The organism is Bradyrhizobium sp. CCBAU 11357 (genome assembly GCF_028128865.1).
Taxonomy (GTDB): domain Bacteria; phylum Pseudomonadota; class Alphaproteobacteria; order Rhizobiales; family Xanthobacteraceae; genus Bradyrhizobium.
On sequence record NZ_LBJW01000017.1, the window covers coordinates 536,434 to 553,220 of the forward strand.

At 60.8% G+C, this 16,787-nt stretch carries 14 protein-coding genes and 3 pseudogenes; 8 read left to right on the plus strand and 9 right to left on the minus strand.

Annotation, left to right across the window (positions count from 1 at the left end):
* Positions 1 to 374 precede the first annotated feature (374 nt).
* Positions 375 to 905, minus strand: a complete 531-nt coding sequence (locus XI05_RS07585) for a DUF1003 domain-containing protein (protein WP_038935046.1) — start codon at positions 903 to 905, stop codon at positions 375 to 377.
* A 298-nt stretch (positions 906 to 1,203) separates the two neighbouring features.
* Positions 1,204 to 2,568, minus strand: coding sequence for an alpha,alpha-trehalose-phosphate synthase (UDP-forming) (locus tag XI05_RS07590; protein WP_271500056.1), 1,365 nt, complete (start codon positions 2,566 to 2,568; stop codon positions 1,204 to 1,206).
* Between the two features lie 743 nt (positions 2,569 to 3,311).
* Here XI05_RS07590 and XI05_RS07595 point away from each other — a divergent pair.
* Positions 3,312 to 3,587, plus strand: coding sequence for a hypothetical protein (locus tag XI05_RS07595; protein ID WP_018648614.1), 276 nt, complete (start codon positions 3,312 to 3,314; stop codon positions 3,585 to 3,587).
* A gap of 79 nt (positions 3,588 to 3,666) precedes the next feature.
* Here the strand turns inward: XI05_RS07595 and XI05_RS07600 are convergent.
* Positions 3,667 to 3,941 (minus strand): annotated as a pseudogene (locus tag XI05_RS07600) (IS701 family transposase); the annotation flags it as partial.
* 199 nt (positions 3,942 to 4,140) lie between these two features.
* Between XI05_RS07600 and XI05_RS07605 the strand changes: the two are divergent.
* Positions 4,141 to 4,410 (plus strand): hypothetical protein, encoded by a 270-nt coding sequence (locus tag XI05_RS07605; RefSeq protein WP_038958099.1) that lies wholly within the window; start codon positions 4,141 to 4,143, stop codon positions 4,408 to 4,410.
* Between the two features lie 629 nt (positions 4,411 to 5,039).
* Here XI05_RS07605 and XI05_RS07610 read toward each other — a convergent pair.
* From XI05_RS07610 to XI05_RS07620, 3 genes are all read right to left on the minus strand, one after another.
* The gene (locus XI05_RS07610) at positions 5,040 to 5,204 is read right to left on the minus strand and encodes a DUF3309 family protein (RefSeq protein ID WP_018646276.1); all 165 of its coding nucleotides are present in this window, start codon (positions 5,202 to 5,204) and stop codon (positions 5,040 to 5,042) included.
* 500 nt (positions 5,205 to 5,704) lie between these two features.
* Positions 5,705 to 6,064, minus strand: coding sequence for a hypothetical protein (locus tag XI05_RS07615; protein ID WP_271500060.1), 360 nt, complete (start codon positions 6,062 to 6,064; stop codon positions 5,705 to 5,707).
* Between the two features lie 963 nt (positions 6,065 to 7,027).
* Positions 7,028 to 7,891, minus strand: coding sequence for a transglutaminase family protein (locus XI05_RS07620; RefSeq protein WP_271500063.1), 864 nt, complete (start codon positions 7,889 to 7,891; stop codon positions 7,028 to 7,030).
* A gap of 503 nt (positions 7,892 to 8,394) precedes the next feature.
* Between XI05_RS07620 and XI05_RS07630 the strand changes: the two genes are divergently transcribed.
* Both XI05_RS07630 and XI05_RS07635 read left to right on the plus strand, forming a co-directional pair.
* Entirely contained in the window at positions 8,395 to 8,898 is a 504-nt protein-coding gene (locus XI05_RS07630; RefSeq protein ID WP_271500066.1) for an NUDIX domain-containing protein, read from the plus strand.
* Complete coding sequence (locus tag XI05_RS07635) at positions 8,895 to 9,359, plus strand: metallophosphoesterase family protein (protein ID WP_271500068.1); 465 nt, start codon at positions 8,895 to 8,897, stop codon at positions 9,357 to 9,359. The genes XI05_RS07630 and XI05_RS07635 overlap by 4 nt, the downstream gene beginning before the upstream one ends.
* Before the next feature lie 80 nt (positions 9,360 to 9,439).
* On the opposite strand, the gene ligD is transcribed toward XI05_RS07635, so the two are convergent.
* Positions 9,440 to 10,387: a non-homologous end-joining DNA ligase gene (gene ligD / locus XI05_RS07640; protein ID WP_271500071.1), complete on the minus strand. Its 948-nt coding sequence runs from the start codon at positions 10,385 to 10,387 to the stop codon at positions 9,440 to 9,442.
* Between the two features lie 138 nt (positions 10,388 to 10,525).
* Here ligD and XI05_RS07645 point away from each other — a divergent pair.
* Positions 10,526 to 11,130, plus strand: a pseudogene (locus tag XI05_RS07645) (cell envelope biogenesis protein TolA).
* Positions 11,131 to 11,333: 203 nt separating this feature from the next.
* Positions 11,334 to 11,522 (plus strand): DUF3606 domain-containing protein, encoded by a 189-nt coding sequence (locus XI05_RS07650; RefSeq protein ID WP_271500074.1) that lies wholly within the window; start codon positions 11,334 to 11,336, stop codon positions 11,520 to 11,522.
* 20 nt (positions 11,523 to 11,542) lie between these two features.
* On the opposite strand, the gene XI05_RS07655 is transcribed toward XI05_RS07650, so the two are convergent.
* Both XI05_RS07655 and XI05_RS07660 read right to left on the minus strand, forming a co-directional pair.
* Positions 11,543 to 11,815 carry a hypothetical protein gene (locus XI05_RS07655; protein ID WP_271500077.1) on the minus strand — a complete coding sequence of 91 codons (273 nt, stop codon included), beginning with the start codon at positions 11,813 to 11,815 and terminating at the stop codon, positions 11,543 to 11,545.
* 663 nt (positions 11,816 to 12,478) lie between these two features.
* Positions 12,479 to 12,706 carry a hypothetical protein gene (locus tag XI05_RS07660; RefSeq protein WP_271500080.1) on the minus strand — a complete coding sequence of 76 codons (228 nt, stop codon included), beginning with the start codon at positions 12,704 to 12,706 and terminating at the stop codon, positions 12,479 to 12,481.
* 226 nt (positions 12,707 to 12,932) lie between these two features.
* On the opposite strand from XI05_RS07660, the pseudogene XI05_RS07665 reads away from it, so the two are divergent.
* A pseudogene (locus XI05_RS07665) lies at positions 12,933 to 13,882 on the plus strand (ArdC family protein).
* 132 nt (positions 13,883 to 14,014) lie between these two features.
* Positions 14,015 to 16,129 (plus strand): ParB/RepB/Spo0J family partition protein, encoded by a 2,115-nt coding sequence (locus XI05_RS07670; RefSeq protein WP_271500084.1) that lies wholly within the window; start codon positions 14,015 to 14,017, stop codon positions 16,127 to 16,129.
* Positions 16,130 to 16,787 lie beyond the last annotated feature (658 nt).

Below are 16,787 nucleotides of genomic sequence, written 5' to 3' on the forward strand. Positions count from 1 at the left end.
CCAGAAGAGACCTCGTCACCCGGGCGACATCATCCCGGAAGGGTGGGCGACTTCATCTCGGAATGGGTGGGCGACTTCAAATCGGAACGGTGGGCGAGATCATCTCGGAATGCTGGGCGACATCGAGCGAATCCGCACGAAGGTGTTCACGTGGTGCGAAAAACGACTTGACGAACTGCTTCAGGAACTCGCGAGCAGCCTGTGCCTTGACTAGCGGATCCGGTCGAACTTGGCGTCGTCTCGAAGGTGTCAGCGCTACAAGTGCCCTCTAACTGACAACCTCGACGATAGAGCGGGAATGAAAATCTCGTGCCCGATAAACATCAGTGCTTCCCGCTTCCCTTCTGGTCCATGACAGACAAGGTCGTCACCGCCTAGGTCTTACCCGGCACCGCTTCGGCCTCGATAGCCGCGACAAGCTCGGGCGCAAGGTGCGCGGACAAACGCTGAATGATGTTGAGTAGCTGCAAGATTTCTTGCTCACGCAAGGCGTCAATCTTGTTGTGCAGCAATTCGATCTCGAGTTCAGCCTTCACATTTATTCGGTAGTCGTGTTCTGCGTGCCTGCGGTCAATCTCAGATTGGCGGTTCTGGCTCATCATGATGATGGGCGCTGCGTAGGCTGCCTGGAAAGAAAGGACCAAGTTCAGCAAAATGAAGGGATAGGGGTCCCAATGGTTGATGAATGCTATCATGTTCAGAATGATCCAAATGCCAAGAAGGACGCTTTGGATGATGATGAAGCGCCAAGAACCAACTGTTTCAGCAACCCGGTCGGCAAGCATCGCGCCCGGCGTCAGTGCGAGCTTGGGTACGTTGCGGGCTGGCTTTTGCGCCCGAAGTTCTCGCAACCGCTCCTGATCTTCGGGACCTAGGTGCACTTTGTGGCTTTGCTCGTTGGTCATTCGTTGCATCCACGGTTAAGAGGGGTATGACGATCCGGTACAGGCCGCTTTGGGATGGGAAGCAGGAGAAGTGTACTACGTTGACGCGAAAGCGGAGAACTGTGGGCGACTTGCCTTTGGTCTATCTGGTTCAGCGCGACGATGAAGCGGATGCAAGTGGTCCCGTCGCTCGTGGATCATTTCCGCCGGGGAGATGATTTCGAAGTAACACCTTATCGGCGGACTGGGGCAACCTCGTTGACGAACGAGATTATCGCGACTTGCTGCACCGATGCTACGTTCCGGACGACATCCCAAGTTAGCGGCTGAGAGCGCCAAGAAAACTCTCGCGCCACGCCGCAATGCTATTGCGGCGTAGTACCGCCATCATGGTCCGCCAACGCTCGCATCGCTCCCCAAGTGGCATCCCCAGCGCTGTCTGCAATGCTTCGGCGACGGCGTCGGGGTCATACGGGTTGGCGATCACGGCAGCGTCGAGTTCATAGGCCGCGCCGGCGAAGGGTGAGAGAATGAGCACGCCGGGGTCATCGGGGTCCTGTGCAGCGACATACTCCTTGGCAACCAGGTTCATTCCGTCGCGCAACGGAGTGACAAGAGCGACGCGACTGAGCCGAAAGAAGCCAGCGAGCGAGCGCTGCGAAAAGCTCCTGTTCAAATACTGGATCGGTGCCCAATCGAGTTCCGCGAAGCGACCGGCCACGTCGCCTGCCAGCGCACCGAGCCTCTGCCGCAGCGCACGGTATTCAGGAACGTCGCTGCGTGTTGCGGTGGCGATCTGCAGGAAGCGGACGTGGTTGCGGTACGCGGGATAGCCGTCGAGAAAGGCGGCGAACGCTTTGAACCGGTGCTCGAGTCCCTTACTGTAATCGAGCCGGTCAACCCCAATGATGAGCTTGCGCCCCCGGAGACTCTCCTGCAGCCGGCGTGCCGTTCGGGATTTCACAGCGCGACCGGCCATGTCGGCGATGGCTTCAGTATCGATACCAATCGGGAAGGCGCCGGCGCGTAGATCCCGATCGAAGGCGTGAACGGGGCCATCGGACGAAACCTTGCCGCCTGCGCGGCGAAGGATGGCGTCATGGAAGGCGGTCAAATCCTCCACCGTCTGGAAGCCGACGAGATCGTAAGCGCACAGTGATTTCAGCAGGTCGCTGTAGTGAGGAAGGGTCGCCAGCACCCCCAACGACGGAAACGGCGTATGCAAGAAGAACCCGATCCGTTGTGTGGCCCCGGCGCGGCGAAGTTCCTCGGCCATCGGGATCAGATGGTAGTCATGCACCCAGACGAGGTCACTCGGCCTGAGCAGGGGCGCGAGGGCGTCGGCGAGCAGGGCGTTCACCCGTCGATAGGCGGCCAAGTCCCCGCGGGTAAAGTTCATGAGGTCAAGGCGATAGTGGAATAAGGGCCACAGTGCCGCGTTGGAGAAGCCGCTGTAGTAGCCGTCATGGTCCGCGCGGGTAAGATCGACGGTAGCGTACGTCACTCCCTCGGTCTCAAAAACGTTCGGCTCTGGTGTTGTTTCTCCAAGCTTGCCACTCCACCCGAACCATAAGCCTCCAGCCTGATGCAGAGCGTCGACGAGGCCGGTCACAAGCCCGCCGCTGCGCTGCGCAGCTTCCCCCGGCAAGGCGACACGGTTGGAGACGATGACCAAGCGGCTCAAGCGGGTTCCCTCCGCACTGTCAGGGTTGCGTCAAACCCAGCCGCCAAAAGATCTCGGCGAACACGGCACCGCAAATGATCGAGCGGTGACATCCGCCGGAGCCCACATTCGCCTCGGTCCTCGCGCGAAAATCCACAAGTCCTTCTACCGGAACCGATGGTCCCGTCATCAGGCAATCTGGGCGGTTGAGGTCGGGCGCGACGCATGGACATTGAGCCGCAAGATCAGAGTGTTACTTGTAAAATACATAAATCCTCTCGCAGTAGATACTCTAGCGACGAGCTGGATTGTTGGGCGCTGTCTAAAGCTGATCTTCGCCAGGATTGCGCCGGCAGACGCCCCGGGTGTGCCTTTCGATCTCAGCCAGTGCGGCGTCGAGCGAGGCGTGCGGCCCTTGCTGTATGCCGGCCATAGTTTCCGAGGCGTGGCCCCCCGGATAGATCATGAATTGACGGGGAGCGCTTGCCGTGATGCGCCCCATCGAGCGGCCGAGCAGGTCCGTCAGCTGCCAAACCGTGCCTCCCTCACATCCATGGTGAACCTTGGGTCTGTACGCCGCGCGAACAAACCGTTGCACTAACCGATGGGCGAACTACCGAGTTCCGCGGCCGCGGCATTCTCGGTACTAGAAGGATTGGCGCTTCGGATCGCCCCGCGATCGAGCGAATGGCGCTTAATGCCGACATGTGCGACTATATAGAATGGTCAAAAAGAAAGGTCGAAGGCCAACGTCGGGAGAAGAAATGGCAACCGCTCTCGACCGTTGGGACGAGGAAGGCGGAGCGCAGGAGTTGGCGTGGCCTTTACCATATGAAGCCAGCGATTTGCGCGATGTGGAGCGCAGAGTCCTGGAATGTCTGGGTGCCGCTCTTGTCAGCGAATGGAATGATCTGCCTACTGACGTCCAGCGCAGGCTCTTCGAGCACGCGGCCTCGGGCAAATCGCACGACGCCACCGTGTTGAAGACGCGGATCGCCCGTTTCCTGCACGATCATAAAGGCGCTTCGGGTGGGCGCTAACACGACTTTGGCAGATTTGTTCACGCCTTGCTCTTCGCTGACCTGTGTTCTGCAGTATCCGTATCGCGGATCTGATGGCTTAAGAATGAGAGCGACGATGGCGGGACGCGAGGCTGGCAGGTTGGGCTGAGGTGGTGGCCGTCGATTGATTTTTGCGCCCCGTCTTGGCAATGCGGAAGTGCTGCAAGAAGGCGTAAGCAATCATCGTCATAAGAGCGTGACGATGAAGACCGTGCCAGAACCGTCCCATCGCGCCATGGCGGTTGTAGCCAACTGCCGCGAGTCTATCTCGGCTGGTAGATTTGCGAGATAGCATTTCTTCTCTCCGAGTCGCGATGCTTGCCGATCGCCAACTCGCATTTTTTCACTCGGCATCAGCAAGCATTTCGTCCGCCGGCATCTATAACAAATCCGCGATGTGTATTGCCTTGTGTTTGGTGACTTCGCAGCCATCTCATGATAAAGAGATAGCTAATCTCGGCACAAAGAGCACTGTAAACGGATTGCTTCACTATCGCGCCGATGCAAAGCCGTTTCTGAAGGATAGCCGATCATGACCATGCGCTCCCGACGCGAAACGGTCACCTTCAAGCATCCCTTCCGGATCAAGGGCATCGACCGCCTCCTGCCTCCGGGTGCCTACGAGGTCATCACCGATGAGGAGATGATCGAAGGATTGTCGTTCGAGGCGTTTCGCCGGGTTGCCACTATGATCACGGTGCCGGCGGCGCCGCCGCGCACTTCAACGGTGGAGAGGATTTCCATCAACCCGGTCGATTTGGCTGACGCTCAGCGCATTGATGCCGACGCGCCTCGTGAGTGACGAGCCACTCGATCTCGACAAGCACCGCTGAATGGCTGCACAAGAAGCGACTGACGTCCGGCGTATTCTGGCGCACGTCGAGAACAACGCAATGCCCCTGCGCGATGGGAAGCTTTCTTAAATTTGATGACGCGGCGTCCAACGACTTTCGCACCACACAGCTGGCCTTCACCGGATCCTCAGCCGCCGATGCAGCCGGGTGGCGGGTGAGAATTGTTACCAACCAGTCAGGACGCACCCCATCGTTACTGGATTTTGGGAAGTGCATAGCTCCGCCTTGGTTGGTCGCCCCCGTGATTAGACCGAAGACCGCGATCATCTGGGGCGCGGGGATCATGAGTAGCAGGCCGGCTACGATCGAGACACCCGGTGCAATAGCGACCACAGCGAGCAGCAGCATAATAGGGCCGAAGGAGTGCTTGTGTAGGCGACCCATCAGTCAGCCCAGGGTAAAGCGATCTTGCCGGTGCCTCGTCGTGCAGCCGCTGCAGCAGGACCGAGGCAGGCACAAACACCCCTTCATCGGCGGGCATTGTCGGCTTCAGCTGGTCGGGGCTCGTTGGGACCCGGTACGCCGGGGACAGGATATTTTGGGAGGCGCCCGGTCGACACAGCCGACCCTGCGAGGGTCAGAGCCGACCCAGAAGTAGCAATACGACGAGGATGACCAGGATGGTACCGATGACCCCCATCCCACCGTGGCCATAGCCGTAGCCGTAGCCGCCGAAGCGGCCGCTGAAGCCACCAAGCAGGAAGATGATGAGGAGGATGATGAGGATAAGTCCGATCGACATTGTCCGACTCCTTTGGTGGGACCTTGTGGATATTGGGTCTCACGGTAGTCCGAGTTGAGTGCGCGATCTTCAAGCTTCCGGCGACGACTGTCGGCGGCATCACTGGGCAAGTGCTGTGCTACTTCTTCTCGATTGAAATGCCACCCGGCGCGGCGGACGCGGAGCAGGAGGCAGTTTGAGCTTGAGAGAGGCAGCCTTGGTATCGTTTGGCTCGTGGTCGGCGGTGCCCGTGGCGTTGCCGGGACGAGTCAGTCGCTTCGGGATTGCTGGTCGAGCCGATAGACCCGCCCCGCGCTCGCGCCTTTAGCTCCCCGGCGCAAGTTTTGTCTGTCTTGCGATTCGCCGACTCCTGCAAAAGTCCGCAGGCGACCCCGGATGGGAGGGGCCGATGCAGTTGACCGGATCACAAGGGCGCAGCCGCGCCATCGCGCTCGAGCGCGCGTTGAGTGGGCATGGTCTGTGACAGAGGTTGCCACGCCCAAACAGCGTCGCTCGTGCCCTCAATACGGGGCGTAGTATTGGCGGCGATAGGGATACTGGCCGCCGTAGTAATCTGGCGCATAGTAGCCCGGCGCATAGCCTGGCCCGTAATAGCTACCACCGTAGGCTCCATAAGCGGCGGCTCCAGCCGCGGCACCCAGGATGCCAAGACCAATTGCGGCCCCCGGAGCGCCGTGGTAGCCGCGACCGCGGTAGTGGCGTCGGTAGTAGACTTCTGTCACTGCGGACGACGAAGCCGCTTGTGTCAGAAGAGCCGTGCTCGGCGAGATCGGAGCTGCCCCCGAAGGCAGCACCGAGGCGAGCGTCGCCGCACCGAAGAGTGCGACCGCAATCGCGTATTTCATTGTCTGCTGGTTCATGGTCGTATCCTCTCGAATTTGGAGCATCTCAAGCGGCAAGTCGATTGCGTGCCGCTGGCCGATAAAGAACCTCGACCCAGGGCGCTCGAGGCGCTGGTGGGGGCGGATCCGAGGATTCGTGGTTCTAGCGAACTCGCAGAGCCGCCTTTGTACTCGCGCCGCGACTTAACCGATTACTTCGCGCAAGTTTTGTCCGCCTTCAAAGCCGCTTCTGCCGAGGCCTTTGTCGTGTGAGCGGCGCCGACAACCTTCATGCTGCCGCCGGCAGCAGGCTGGCTCTCGACGATCTGACACTTCATGGTCGCAGTATCCTGAGCCAGGTAGAACGAGGAGGGCGATTGGCCAACGGTTTTGCCAGTCTCCGCCGCGAATGACGGAGAAGCGAATGCGAGAACAGAGACTGTCGCTAATAGAATTCTTTTCATAGTATCCACCAATTCTTATGCGTCCGGAATCGGACAAAGAATGAACAGGGCAAGCCGACAAGAGTTCCAGCTATCGCCGATTTGTTTGTTTCGTGTGGATTGACGTGGGTCAGCGACAGCCCTGAAAGTCTGTCGACAGGTTATGCCAATCGCCCAATTCCATTCTGCCTAGCGGCGATCCTTCAGCGGGTGTTGCCGTTAGCGGGAATCATTTGGCTATAGCTGCGCTCCTCGCAAACATTCTCTCAATCATCGATGGATGCCGAGAGCAGGGCGGTGAGAAGTATTGTGCCGCAACGCGGCGCGAGCTCATGGTCAAAATTGCTCATTCAAGAAAATTTAACGAAAGGGATTTTGCCATCAGATTAGGACGGCGATCACTGATCGCAATGTCACTCTTTGGCCCAAGCCCACTGACGAGTAGGCGCAACAGGCGATGCCCATCATGAGCGGGCGCCTGAAGTCCCTTCTAGAAAACGTGAGGGCCTTGAAGCTGAACGACTGATCAGAAAGGTTGCCGAAGGTCCAATGCGTCGATCTATGATGTGACAAGAACTTCTACGGACATCCCGGCGAAGGCGCCGATGCTGCCGACGAAGCTGCCGGACACTGGAATCGTCTGCCGGATGTCGCGCGCGACCGCGACTGGGATCAGATTGAGGCCGCCGAGGCCGCGATTCGTCGGGTCGAAAGTGATCCAGCCGGCGCCCGGTACGAAGACCTCGGCCCACGCATGGGTTGATCCCGCATTGCTCGATCCGACGCTCTGTTGCTCTGGATTGTCAAGATAGCCGGAGACGATCCTGGCTCCGAACCCGAGCATGCGTGCTGCTTCGGTAAACAGCACCGCGAAATCCCGGCACGACCCCCAGCCACGATTTAACGTTTCTACCGGCGTTTGGGTACCCTCATCCTCACGGCTCTGGTACAGGACAGCTTCCGAAACGCCGACGCTCAGGTCCTTTAGCAGCGACAGCGTATCAGTCCGACAACCTCGAACGAACATTTGTGCCCAACCTCGTAGGACCCCCGCCGTGTCCGAGAACTGGGGGAGAGCCAGGGCGCCGAGATCGGTCCAATCGTCATCAGAATAGCGGAATGGGTAAGACATGGCCGAGACAGCGATATCGAACACCGGCCATGCAACCGCGTCGAGCTGAAGCTCCGCGACGCTGGCGATCACCAGGTTGGAGGCTGTCATCTGAAACGTGGCCGTCGCGATTGCATTGCCAAACACATCGTGCGCCCAGGTCAAGGCCGCATGCGGCGTCACCGTGACGTTGCTCGAAATCAAACGAAGCTCGCGGCTTTCGCGCGGACGAAGCATCAAGCGGTGCGGCAACAGGTGCACGTGTTCGTTGAATCGATAGGTCGTCGTGTGAAGAACCTTCAGCGTAATCAACGCAAGCTCCAATCCGCGGCAGCGTCTGACAGGCCCTTATCCGGTGGTTCCCTGCCGCGGCACTCGTGGTTAGCGCGGCGATGCTCGCCACTCTCGGCGCGTTGGCAGTCTTCGTGCTGACGCGAACACCGGAGGGCCTGAACCAGGCCCCCGACGGCGGCCCCCTCACCGCTGCGGTTCTTTTCGGCGGCGCGCCCGCTGAAGCGGCCGCCCGGCCTGCCCGCCTCCGCCTTTTCCGCGATCGCGCCTTTCTCACACTATGCATCGGAATGACCCTGGCCCTGCGGAAGCGGCGGGGAAGGCGGGAGTTCGTACGGTGGGCGTACTCTGCGGAGGCTTCACGGAGGACGAATTGCGGAAAGCCGGGTGCGCCGAGGTGTATCCGGGACCTGCTGCGCTTCTGGCCTGTTTCGAACGTTCTTTGTTGCGCAAGTAGCCAGTCGCCGCCCTCAGATCTTCCGCCGTTGCTTAATACTCGGTCTGCGCCGCAAAATAGGAGCGATATGGCAGCGTTGACAAAGACTACCAAGCGATCGACGTTGAGCGCGGGCATTTTGGCCTACCGGAAGGGCGCTCGCGGGCTCGAGGTCCTGCTCGTTCATCCCGGCGGTCCGTTCTGGCGCAACAAGGACGATGGCGCCTGGTCGATTCCGAAGGGCGAAATCGATGCCGCGGATGCTCCAGAGCAGGTCGCGCGGCGCGAGTTTGCCGAGGAGCTCGGCCAAAGTGCTTCGATTGGTCCAATCCAATCGCTCGGGGAGATCCGGCAGCGAGGAGGGAAGCGCGTCATCGCATTCGCCGGCGAGGGCCATTTTGACCCGGCGGCGCTGACCAGCAATACATTCGATATCGAATGGCCGCCCCGAAGCGGTCGACGGCAGAGCTTTCCCGAAGTAGACCGCGCGGAATGGTTCGATATCGAGTTCGCACGGACCAAGATGCTGTCCGCTCAGGTCGAACTTCTCGATCGTCTTTTGGCGATCGCGGCTGAGAGCGACGGAAAATGATGTTCAGGATTGGAATCATTTCGGACACGCACGGCCTGTTGAGGCCAGAGGCGGAACGAGGCCTGACGGGCGTCGATCACATCATTCATGCCGGCGACATCGGGCGCCCCGAGATCGTCGACGCGCTTCGCCGGATCGCGCCTGTTACCGCCATCCGTGGAAACGTGGACAATGGCGAGTGGGCTCGCGAATATCCCGACACGAACTTTGTGCGCTTGGCCGGAAAGTCGATCTACATTCTGCACGACCTGAAGACGCTGCAGGCCGATCCCGGCGACGGCATCGACGTCATCGTCTCCGGGCATTCCCACGTGCCAAAGATCGACACGCTCGGTGGCGTTCTCTACCTCAATCCCGGCAGCGCGGGACGGCGACGCTTCAAGCTGCCGATCACGCTTGCGACGATCGAAGTCACGCCCGAGGGCATGCGGCCGGAGATCCACGACCTTGGAGGGGACTGAACACACGACCGCGGAGGGAATTCACAGCGGAGGAGGTGAAGGCGTTAATTCGTTTTGCCGGTTACTTCCGAACGGAAGCGCTATTTGCGCGAACGTTCTCGTTCGCGCACGACATCCTTCGCCCGCTTGTCGGACCTGAGCCCGAGGTAGACGGGCTGGCGCAGTTCCCCCTTGCTCGTCCACTCAGCGAATTTGACCTCGGCAACCAGCGACGGCCTGACCCAGGTCGTGGCGGCCTCGTCCTTCACCTTTGCGGGAAAGGGTGATTTTGGGACCGTGAGCTTCACGAGCTTGGAATTGAGGTCTTCGAGGACCTTGTGGCTGAAGCCAGTGCCTACATGTCCGATGTAGCGCCATGCGTCGTCTTCCCGCACGGCGAGGACCAGGGCGCCGAAGAACGGCCGAGTGCGCCTTGGCGCCGTGAAGCCGGCGATCACCACTTCCTGGCGCTTTGCCGTCTTGATCTTCAGCCAATCCGGGGTTCGGTTTCCGGACGCATACGCGCTGTCGGCGCGCTTCGCCATGATGCCTTCGAGACCCTTCCGCTGGGCCTCGGCGAAGAATTTCGTGCCGTTCGCTTTACGGTGATGGCTGAAGGCGATCAGCTTGTCGCGCGGCAGTATCGCCTTCAGTCGCTTCTTACGCTCGAGGAGGGGGTGCTTGCGCAAGTCCGCTGCGTTCTCGAACATGAGATCGAAGGCGCAATACAGGAGCTTCGCTTCATGGCGCAGCGCGTTTTGAAGCAGCTGGAAATGCGAGACGCCGTCCTTTCCGATCGCGACGAGCTCGCCGTCGATCACGGCGTCGCCCTTCACGCCCTCCAGCGCTTTGGCGACCTCGATATAGCTACGGCTAATGATCTTGCCGTTGCGGCTGTAGAGCGCAACCTTACCCCGCCGGATTTCCGCGATCATCCGGAAGCCATCGTACTTGTCCTCGAAAACCCAGTCGGGATCGTCGAACGGCGCGTCGGTAAGAGTAGCGAGCATCGGCTGCAGGCGCTTGGGCAGGGTCGACGTCCGGCTCATTCGAGGCCAATCCTTAAGAGCGCGCTGCGAAATGCATGGACGTCCTTCAAGGATGAGGGAACGCTTCGAGACCGCGTCGTGTTCCGCAGGCGCCGCGGCGCGCGAGGTGAACGATTTCGGTAAGGGCGGATCAGACTGATGGCCAGAAAATTGAAGACCTATCAGACCTCGCTGGGCTTTTTCGATCAGGCGATCGCCGCGCCATCCATGAAGGCAGCTCTGGAGGCGTGGGGCGCCGATTCCATCAGGGGGCTGCGAAGGAGAGCCACGATCCGGACGTCATCGCCGCGACGCTGGCAAGGCCCGGTGTCGTTCTCAGGCGCCCGGTTGGGACCGACCGGCCCTTCAGCGAACATGCCGAGCTGCCCACCGATCTGGGCGGTACCGGGCCAACGAAAGCCGCCCGCAAGTCGAAAGGTTCTAGGCCGAAAGGGCCTTCGTCTTGCCCCGTCGACAAGGCGGCGGAACGAAAGGCGGCTCTCGCCTACGAACGAGAGCAGAAGCGTGTCGAGCGTGAACGGGCGAAGGAAGAGGCCACCAGGCAGAAGGACCGTGAACGGCGTCAGGAGGCCATCGACAAGGCGCAGGCTGCTTTGGACAAGGCCGAGCAGGAGCACGGGAAGCGGGCCGCCGTCATCGAGGCCGAGGTCGAGGCTCTCGAGAAGAGATTGCAAGCCGAAAAAGCCCGCTGGGATAAGGAGAAGGAGCGATTTGAAGCTGCGCTGCGGCGCGCGCGAGGTTAGTCTTTGGCCGTACCCACGGATGCAGGCAAGCGGTCCCCTTCAAGCGTTCATCGTTCGGGATCTAGCACGCGTGCTGCAGCTTGGTTCAACGCGGCCCGGTCACGTCGGTCCTCAGGAGTGAGCTCCATGACGGTCTGATGTAGCTCGGCTTGGAACCTGCGAATCCTTGTCGCGTTGCTTCGATGTCACAACAGGAGGCTCCCATGGCGGTAGCGAAGAAGACGAAGACGGCGCGCGGGCGAAAACAGGATCGGGCGAAGGTAGCTGGCGGGCAGCGTTACGAAGTGCAGTACGAGGCGAAGAAGACTGGAAAGTCCGCACCCGCGGTGAAAAAGGCCGTCAAAAAGGTTGGCAACGCGCGTAAGCGCGTGGAGAAACGGCTAGGCCGCTGAGCCGGAGAACTAGGTTGGCGTCAGGCTCGGCGCCGGTGGGAACATTCTGGGCAGGTATCACCGATCGAGTTCAGCACGTCGCGAATCTCGGCCGCCGCTGCATCAGGGGAGACGCCCGCGGGCGGCTCTAGGCGGGCATTTTCGAAGGCCCGCTCCCTTGCATGCGGATCGGCGCGGTCCTGCATCCAACCGTGCTCCTCGCACTCGCGGATGGCGCCAGCGTTCTGAAGCACGTCAATCGCCCATCCGCGCATCGTCCGTATCGCCGGTCTTCGTTCATTTGTCATCAGCATGGAAAGGGCTCCTGAACGGCGAATCGTTTTGTCCGTCATTCGTTCCGGCTGCTAACACATGGCTGGGATTCGCAATGCCGGGAGCTCAAGGTTTGGCGGACGCGCAGACACCCAGTCCCCGCACTTAGTCTCCTGGCTTTTCGTTTGGGCGCGTGCGGCAAGTGCCGCACCGGGCTCTCGTGAACCGAGCCGCAAGGCGTCTCGGCCATCCGGCTTCGATCCCTCGCGCGATCATGAGTCGCTCGCCGGAGGCACTCGCGTTAGGGGCCGCCGTCATTTCATGCCGGCGCCGCTATCACTGCCCCGAACGCGGGTGCCTTGTTAACCGGTCTCGCGACTTCACTCGGTCGCGGGTCCCGCCGCCATTTCATGCCGGCATCGCTATCACTGCCCCGCGCGCCGGGTGCCTTCTTCCCTTCGCTCCGCGCTCTTCGGGCTTCCATCACTCTTGCGAAAGAAGGCTGCGCTGCCGCGAAAACCATTCTCTCAGAGAATCGTGGCGTCATCGTCGCTGGAAGTGGCGGTATTGATGCTTCGCGTAAGAGCAGATCATGCCCTCGCCGGGCAGAAACGAAAAACCAGACCTTTATGCAGTAGCTAGCTGCACAAAGGGCCGGCCTTATGTTGCCTTGCCGCGCTAGAGAAACGCATGCAAAGGAGATTTCACATCCTTTGGACAGGTTCGCTTTGCGTCCGGTTGCGGCGACCCGCAGGCGGCAATCTCTCAGTCGCGGATACGACTACTTCTTTTTCTTTGAAGTCTTCTTTGCCACCTTCTTGGTGGCTGCCTTGGCGGTCTTCTTTGCCTTCTTCGCTTTCTTGGCCATGTCGTCCTCTGTAAAAAACTGGCTCAGTGAACATGCGCACGCCGTGAATCGACATGCGCAACATTGAGACGATATCACAAATGCAAAATTGATACCAATGAGTGGTGAGATCGCTCTTGAGTCGCTCGCCGGGCTTTCATCCCTAACGCCAAGACGCGGCGCGACCGCGAATCCGCTTCTCTAAGAGCGCGTGGCGTCACCGTCACTGAGAGTGAGAGTGCGGGCCGGGTCTGCTGCGACGGGTTGAAGATCGGAGGACAGGCTTCCGGTGCCCGTCGTGGAGAACCGCGATGCCTGGACATACCGCCCGAGTTCGCGCCGGCAAAGACCGCGCGAGCCTTTACACCGAAATCACCGACAAGATCATCGCCGAGCTGGAGGCCGGCCGTATCCCGTGGGGGCAGCCATGGGGGACGGCGGCGATCAAGGCGCCGCTCGCCATGCCGCGCAACGCGTCGACGCAGCGCGGTTATTCCGGGATCAACGTGCTGATCCTGTGGGGTGCCGTTATCGAGCACGGCTTTTCCGGACAGAGCTGGCTCACCTTTCGCCAGGCGCTTGGGCTTGGCGGTTACGTCAGGAAGGGCGAACGGGGAACGACCGTCGTCTATGCCGATCGCTTCACCCCGGACGACGAACGTCGGCGCGCCGCGGAGGCCGGTGAAGAGCCGGGCGCCATCCCGTTTCTCAAGCGTTTTACCGTCTTCAACACGGACCAGTGCGATGGCTTGCCCGAGGGGGTCGCTGCCTCGGTCGTCCCGGCGCCACCAGATCAGATTGAGCCCCGAGCCGAGGCGTTGATCGCCGCCACCGGCGCGGATTTTCGCATCGGCGGTGTGCGCGCCTACTACAACACGGTGGGCGATTTCGTGCAGGCCCCACCGCCGGCTGTCTATTTCGAGCCGATCAATTGGCACCGGACCGCATTTCATGAGCTTGGTCATTGGACCGGCCAGGCGTCCCGCCTCAACCGCGACCACTCCGGTTCGTTCGGCTCAAAATCGTCGCGCGAGAAGAACTGGTCGCGGAAATGGCTGGTGCCTTCGTTTGTGCTTCACTCGGCATCGTGCCGACCGTGCGCCACGCCGACTATATCGGTTCCTGGCTCGAGGTGCTGCGCGAGGATAATCACGCCGTCGTGCGCGCCGCGAGTGCGGCATCGAAGGCCGCCGATTTCCTGCTCGCCTTTCTGCCGCCCGCGATCGAGTCCATCGTTGAGGGCAATGAGGAGGCCGCGTGATGCATCCGCACGTCGTCTCAGTGTCCGCCTACAGTTGGTGCTGCGCGTCAGAGAGTGAGAGGAGCGCCGGTTTGCCTGTGACGGGTAGGAGGTCGAGAGAGAGTCTTTCGGCCGCCCGTCGGAGAATCCGACATGGCAAGCGTTCAGAAAATCAAACTCAGTCCCTCCCGCGATATTCCCTTCAACAAGCTAGTCTTGAGTCAGTCCAACGTCCGCCGCGTGAAGGCTGGCGTCTCGATCGAGCAACTGGCCGAGAGCATCGCTCAGCGCACATTGTTACAAAGCCTGAGCGTTCGTGCGGTCGTCGATGCCGACGGTCAGGAGACTGGCATGTTCGAGGTGCCGGCTGGTGGACGCCGCTACCGCGCGCTCGAACTGCTGATCAAGCAGAAGCGTATGGCGAGGGTGCAACCTGTCCCCTGCGTCATCAGGGATGGCGGTATCGCCGAAGACGATTCCCTCGCGGAGAACGACGAGCGGGTCGGCCTGCACCCGCTGGATCAGTTCCGCGCGTTCAATGTGTTGCACGACGGTGGCATGAGTGAAGAGGATATCGCCGCGCGGCACTTCGTCTCGCCAGCGATCGTCAAGCAGCGCCTGCGTCTGGCATCGGTGTCGCCGAAGTTGCACGACGTCTATGCCGAAGATGGCATGACGCTCGAGCAGTTGATGGCCTTTTCCGTCGCGGCCGACCAGGCGCGTCAGGAGCAGGTCTGGGACAATGCCAGCAGATCGGGCAACGACGAGCCATATCAGATCCGGCGGATGCTGACGGAGAATACCGTGCGCGCTTCCGACCGTCGCGCCCAGTTCGTCGGACTGGACGCTTACGAGCAGGCCGGCGGCACCGTTTTGCGGGACCTCTTCGAGCACGATGACGGCGGCTGGCTTCAAGATGTCCCTTTGCTCGACCGCCTCGTGACAGAAAGGCTCAAGGCCGAAGCCGAGACGATTGCCGCCGAGGGTTGGAAGTGGATTTCCGTGGCCGTCGATTTCCCCTACGGCCATACGACAGACCTGCGCGAACTGAAGGGCAAACCTGTCGACCTCTCCCCTGAGGAGCAGGTCACCATTGACGCGCTGAACGCCGAACAGGCCAAGCTTGAATCCGACTACCAGGATGCAGATGAGCTCCCCGATGAGGTCGACCAGCGTCTCGGCGAGATCGAGGCGGCGCTGATGGCGTTCGAAGAGCGGTCGGTGCTCTACGATCCCGCGGAGATTGCCCGAGCTGGCGTATTCGTAAGTGTCGATTCCGAAGGACGCCTCTCGGTAGACCGAGGTTACGTCCGGCCAGAGGACGACCTGCCGGCAACCGATCCCGACGTCGGCCAGAGCACCGATACGTCTTCAACCGAGGGACGCGACGCCAGTGATTCCGTTCAGCGTACGGTGGTTTCGGTGGCAGGTGCGCCGGTCGAAGCCGACGAGGATGATGACGATGTGACGAGGCCATTGCCGGATCGATTGGTCACCGAGCTGACTGCGCATCGCACGCTGGCATTGCGGGATGCACTGGCGGAAAATCCCGCCATCGCGTTCCAGGCGGTATTGCACAACTTCGTGCTGACCGCATTTTACCGGTTCTCGTCTTCTGGAAGCTCTCTTGAGATCGGACTTCGTACGCCGACGTTTCCCGCTCAAGCCCCCGGCCTGAGGGAGAGCGCGTCCGCGAAGGCCGTTGAGGCGCGGCATGAGTCCTGGAAAGCACGTTTGCCGAAGGGCGAAAGCGATCTTTGGGATGCGCTCACAGCTCTCGACGGTGCTGCTCAGGCGTCCCTTTTCGCTCACTGTGCCTCATTTGCGGTCAACGCTCTCTACGAGCCAGCCAACCGCTACAATCAGGGCCGTGTCTCCGCCCACGGCGTCCGCACGCGTCTCGACCAGGCAAATGTGCTGGCGCGCGCGGTCGGGCTCGACATGGTGCAGGCCGGCTGGCGACCGACCGCCGACAACTATCTCGGCCGGGTCACCAAGCCTCGCATTCTGGAGGCGGTCCGGGAAGCACGGGGTGAATCCTCCGCGCAACTGATCGACCACCTGAAGAAGGCTGACATGGCCAAGGAGGCAGAGCGGCTTCTCGATGGCTCGGGCTGGTTGCCGGGGCCCCTGCGACTCGTCCATCCCAATGCGGCGCCGGTGGAGCAGGAGGGCGAAGCGGGCCCGCTGCCCGAATTCCTCGCCGTCGTGCTTCACTTCGTGGATCCAGTCGGGCCCCGAGGGGACTTGCTTGGCGGCGGTGGCTAAGCAGAGTTCGTACGCCATACGCATGTGCCGAAGATAAGACTTCTCGTCGCCTTTGGGAGTCGGGAACAAGTGGCAATCTGGCGGATTACTTCTCTGCTCCGACGACCCCAACGCCCCCCATGAAGCCGGAGCAGACCCCAAGGGAGGCCCCAGCAGCCGCCCCCTGCTGGGGCCGTCCTGTCGTAAGCTCTATGTCAGCGGGCGTTCTCCGGCGAGAACAATTTGTGATATTTAATCGGCCGTTCTTTGTTCTCGCGCGTGTATTTATAAGCGGAACATCTATAAGTGCGATTGCGGCGAACAGACTTGGACCGAAGCCAAGGAGTAAGGCCGCCTCAGTTGGCGCCCAGGGTCAGCATCGCCACCCTTTTCCATCTTAAATTGTTGTACTAAGGTTTCCACTATTGGCGATGGGGAAGTACAATGAGTAATGACCGGATTGTGACGCCCGCCATCATCGCAGTTGGCGCCCTCAACACGGTGCTCGCAGCAATAGCGCTTCTGTCTCTCTGAGCACCGATGATTTTTCCAAGGACATTGATCTATCGCAACTAGCGCGCCTGATCCCGATACAGCCTCCCTAGCATGAGGCGTCGATGCGACCTTGGATCAAGCCTTGGATGTTTCATGTACTGGCGTGGGGGGCAGCGGCCTTGGG

What these genes read in the sequence shown, in the direction of transcription:
- XI05_RS07655 (WP_271500077.1), bottom strand. Translation starts at nt 11,815, where the DNA reads ATGCTGATGACAAATGAACGAAGACCGGCGATACGGACGATGCGCGGA.
- XI05_RS07610 (WP_018646276.1), bottom strand. Translation starts at nt 5,204, where the DNA reads ATGTCGATCGGACTTATCCTCATCATCCTCCTCATCATCTTCCTGCTT.
- XI05_RS07595 (WP_018648614.1), top strand. Translation starts at nt 3,312, where the DNA reads ATGGCAACCGCTCTCGACCGTTGGGACGAGGAAGGCGGAGCGCAGGAG.
- XI05_RS07615 (WP_271500060.1), bottom strand. Translation starts at nt 6,064, where the DNA reads ATGAACCAGCAGACAATGAAATACGCGATTGCGGTCGCACTCTTCGGT.
- XI05_RS07650 (WP_271500074.1), top strand. Translation starts at nt 11,334, where the DNA reads ATGGCGGTAGCGAAGAAGACGAAGACGGCGCGCGGGCGAAAACAGGAT.
- XI05_RS07585 (WP_038935046.1), bottom strand. Translation starts at nt 905, where the DNA reads ATGACCAACGAGCAAAGCCACAAAGTGCACCTAGGTCCCGAAGATCAG.
- ligD (WP_271500071.1), bottom strand. Translation starts at nt 10,387, where the DNA reads ATGAGCCGGACGTCGACCCTGCCCAAGCGCCTGCAGCCGATGCTCGCT.
- XI05_RS07630 (WP_271500066.1), top strand. Translation starts at nt 8,395, where the DNA reads ATGGCAGCGTTGACAAAGACTACCAAGCGATCGACGTTGAGCGCGGGC.
- XI05_RS07670 (WP_271500084.1), top strand. Translation starts at nt 14,015, where the DNA reads ATGGCAAGCGTTCAGAAAATCAAACTCAGTCCCTCCCGCGATATTCCC.
- XI05_RS07660 (WP_271500080.1), bottom strand. Translation starts at nt 12,706, where the DNA reads ATGTTGCGCATGTCGATTCACGGCGTGCGCATGTTCACTGAGCCAGTT.
- XI05_RS07605 (WP_038958099.1), top strand. Translation starts at nt 4,141, where the DNA reads ATGACCATGCGCTCCCGACGCGAAACGGTCACCTTCAAGCATCCCTTC.
- XI05_RS07635 (WP_271500068.1), top strand. Translation starts at nt 8,895, where the DNA reads ATGATGTTCAGGATTGGAATCATTTCGGACACGCACGGCCTGTTGAGG.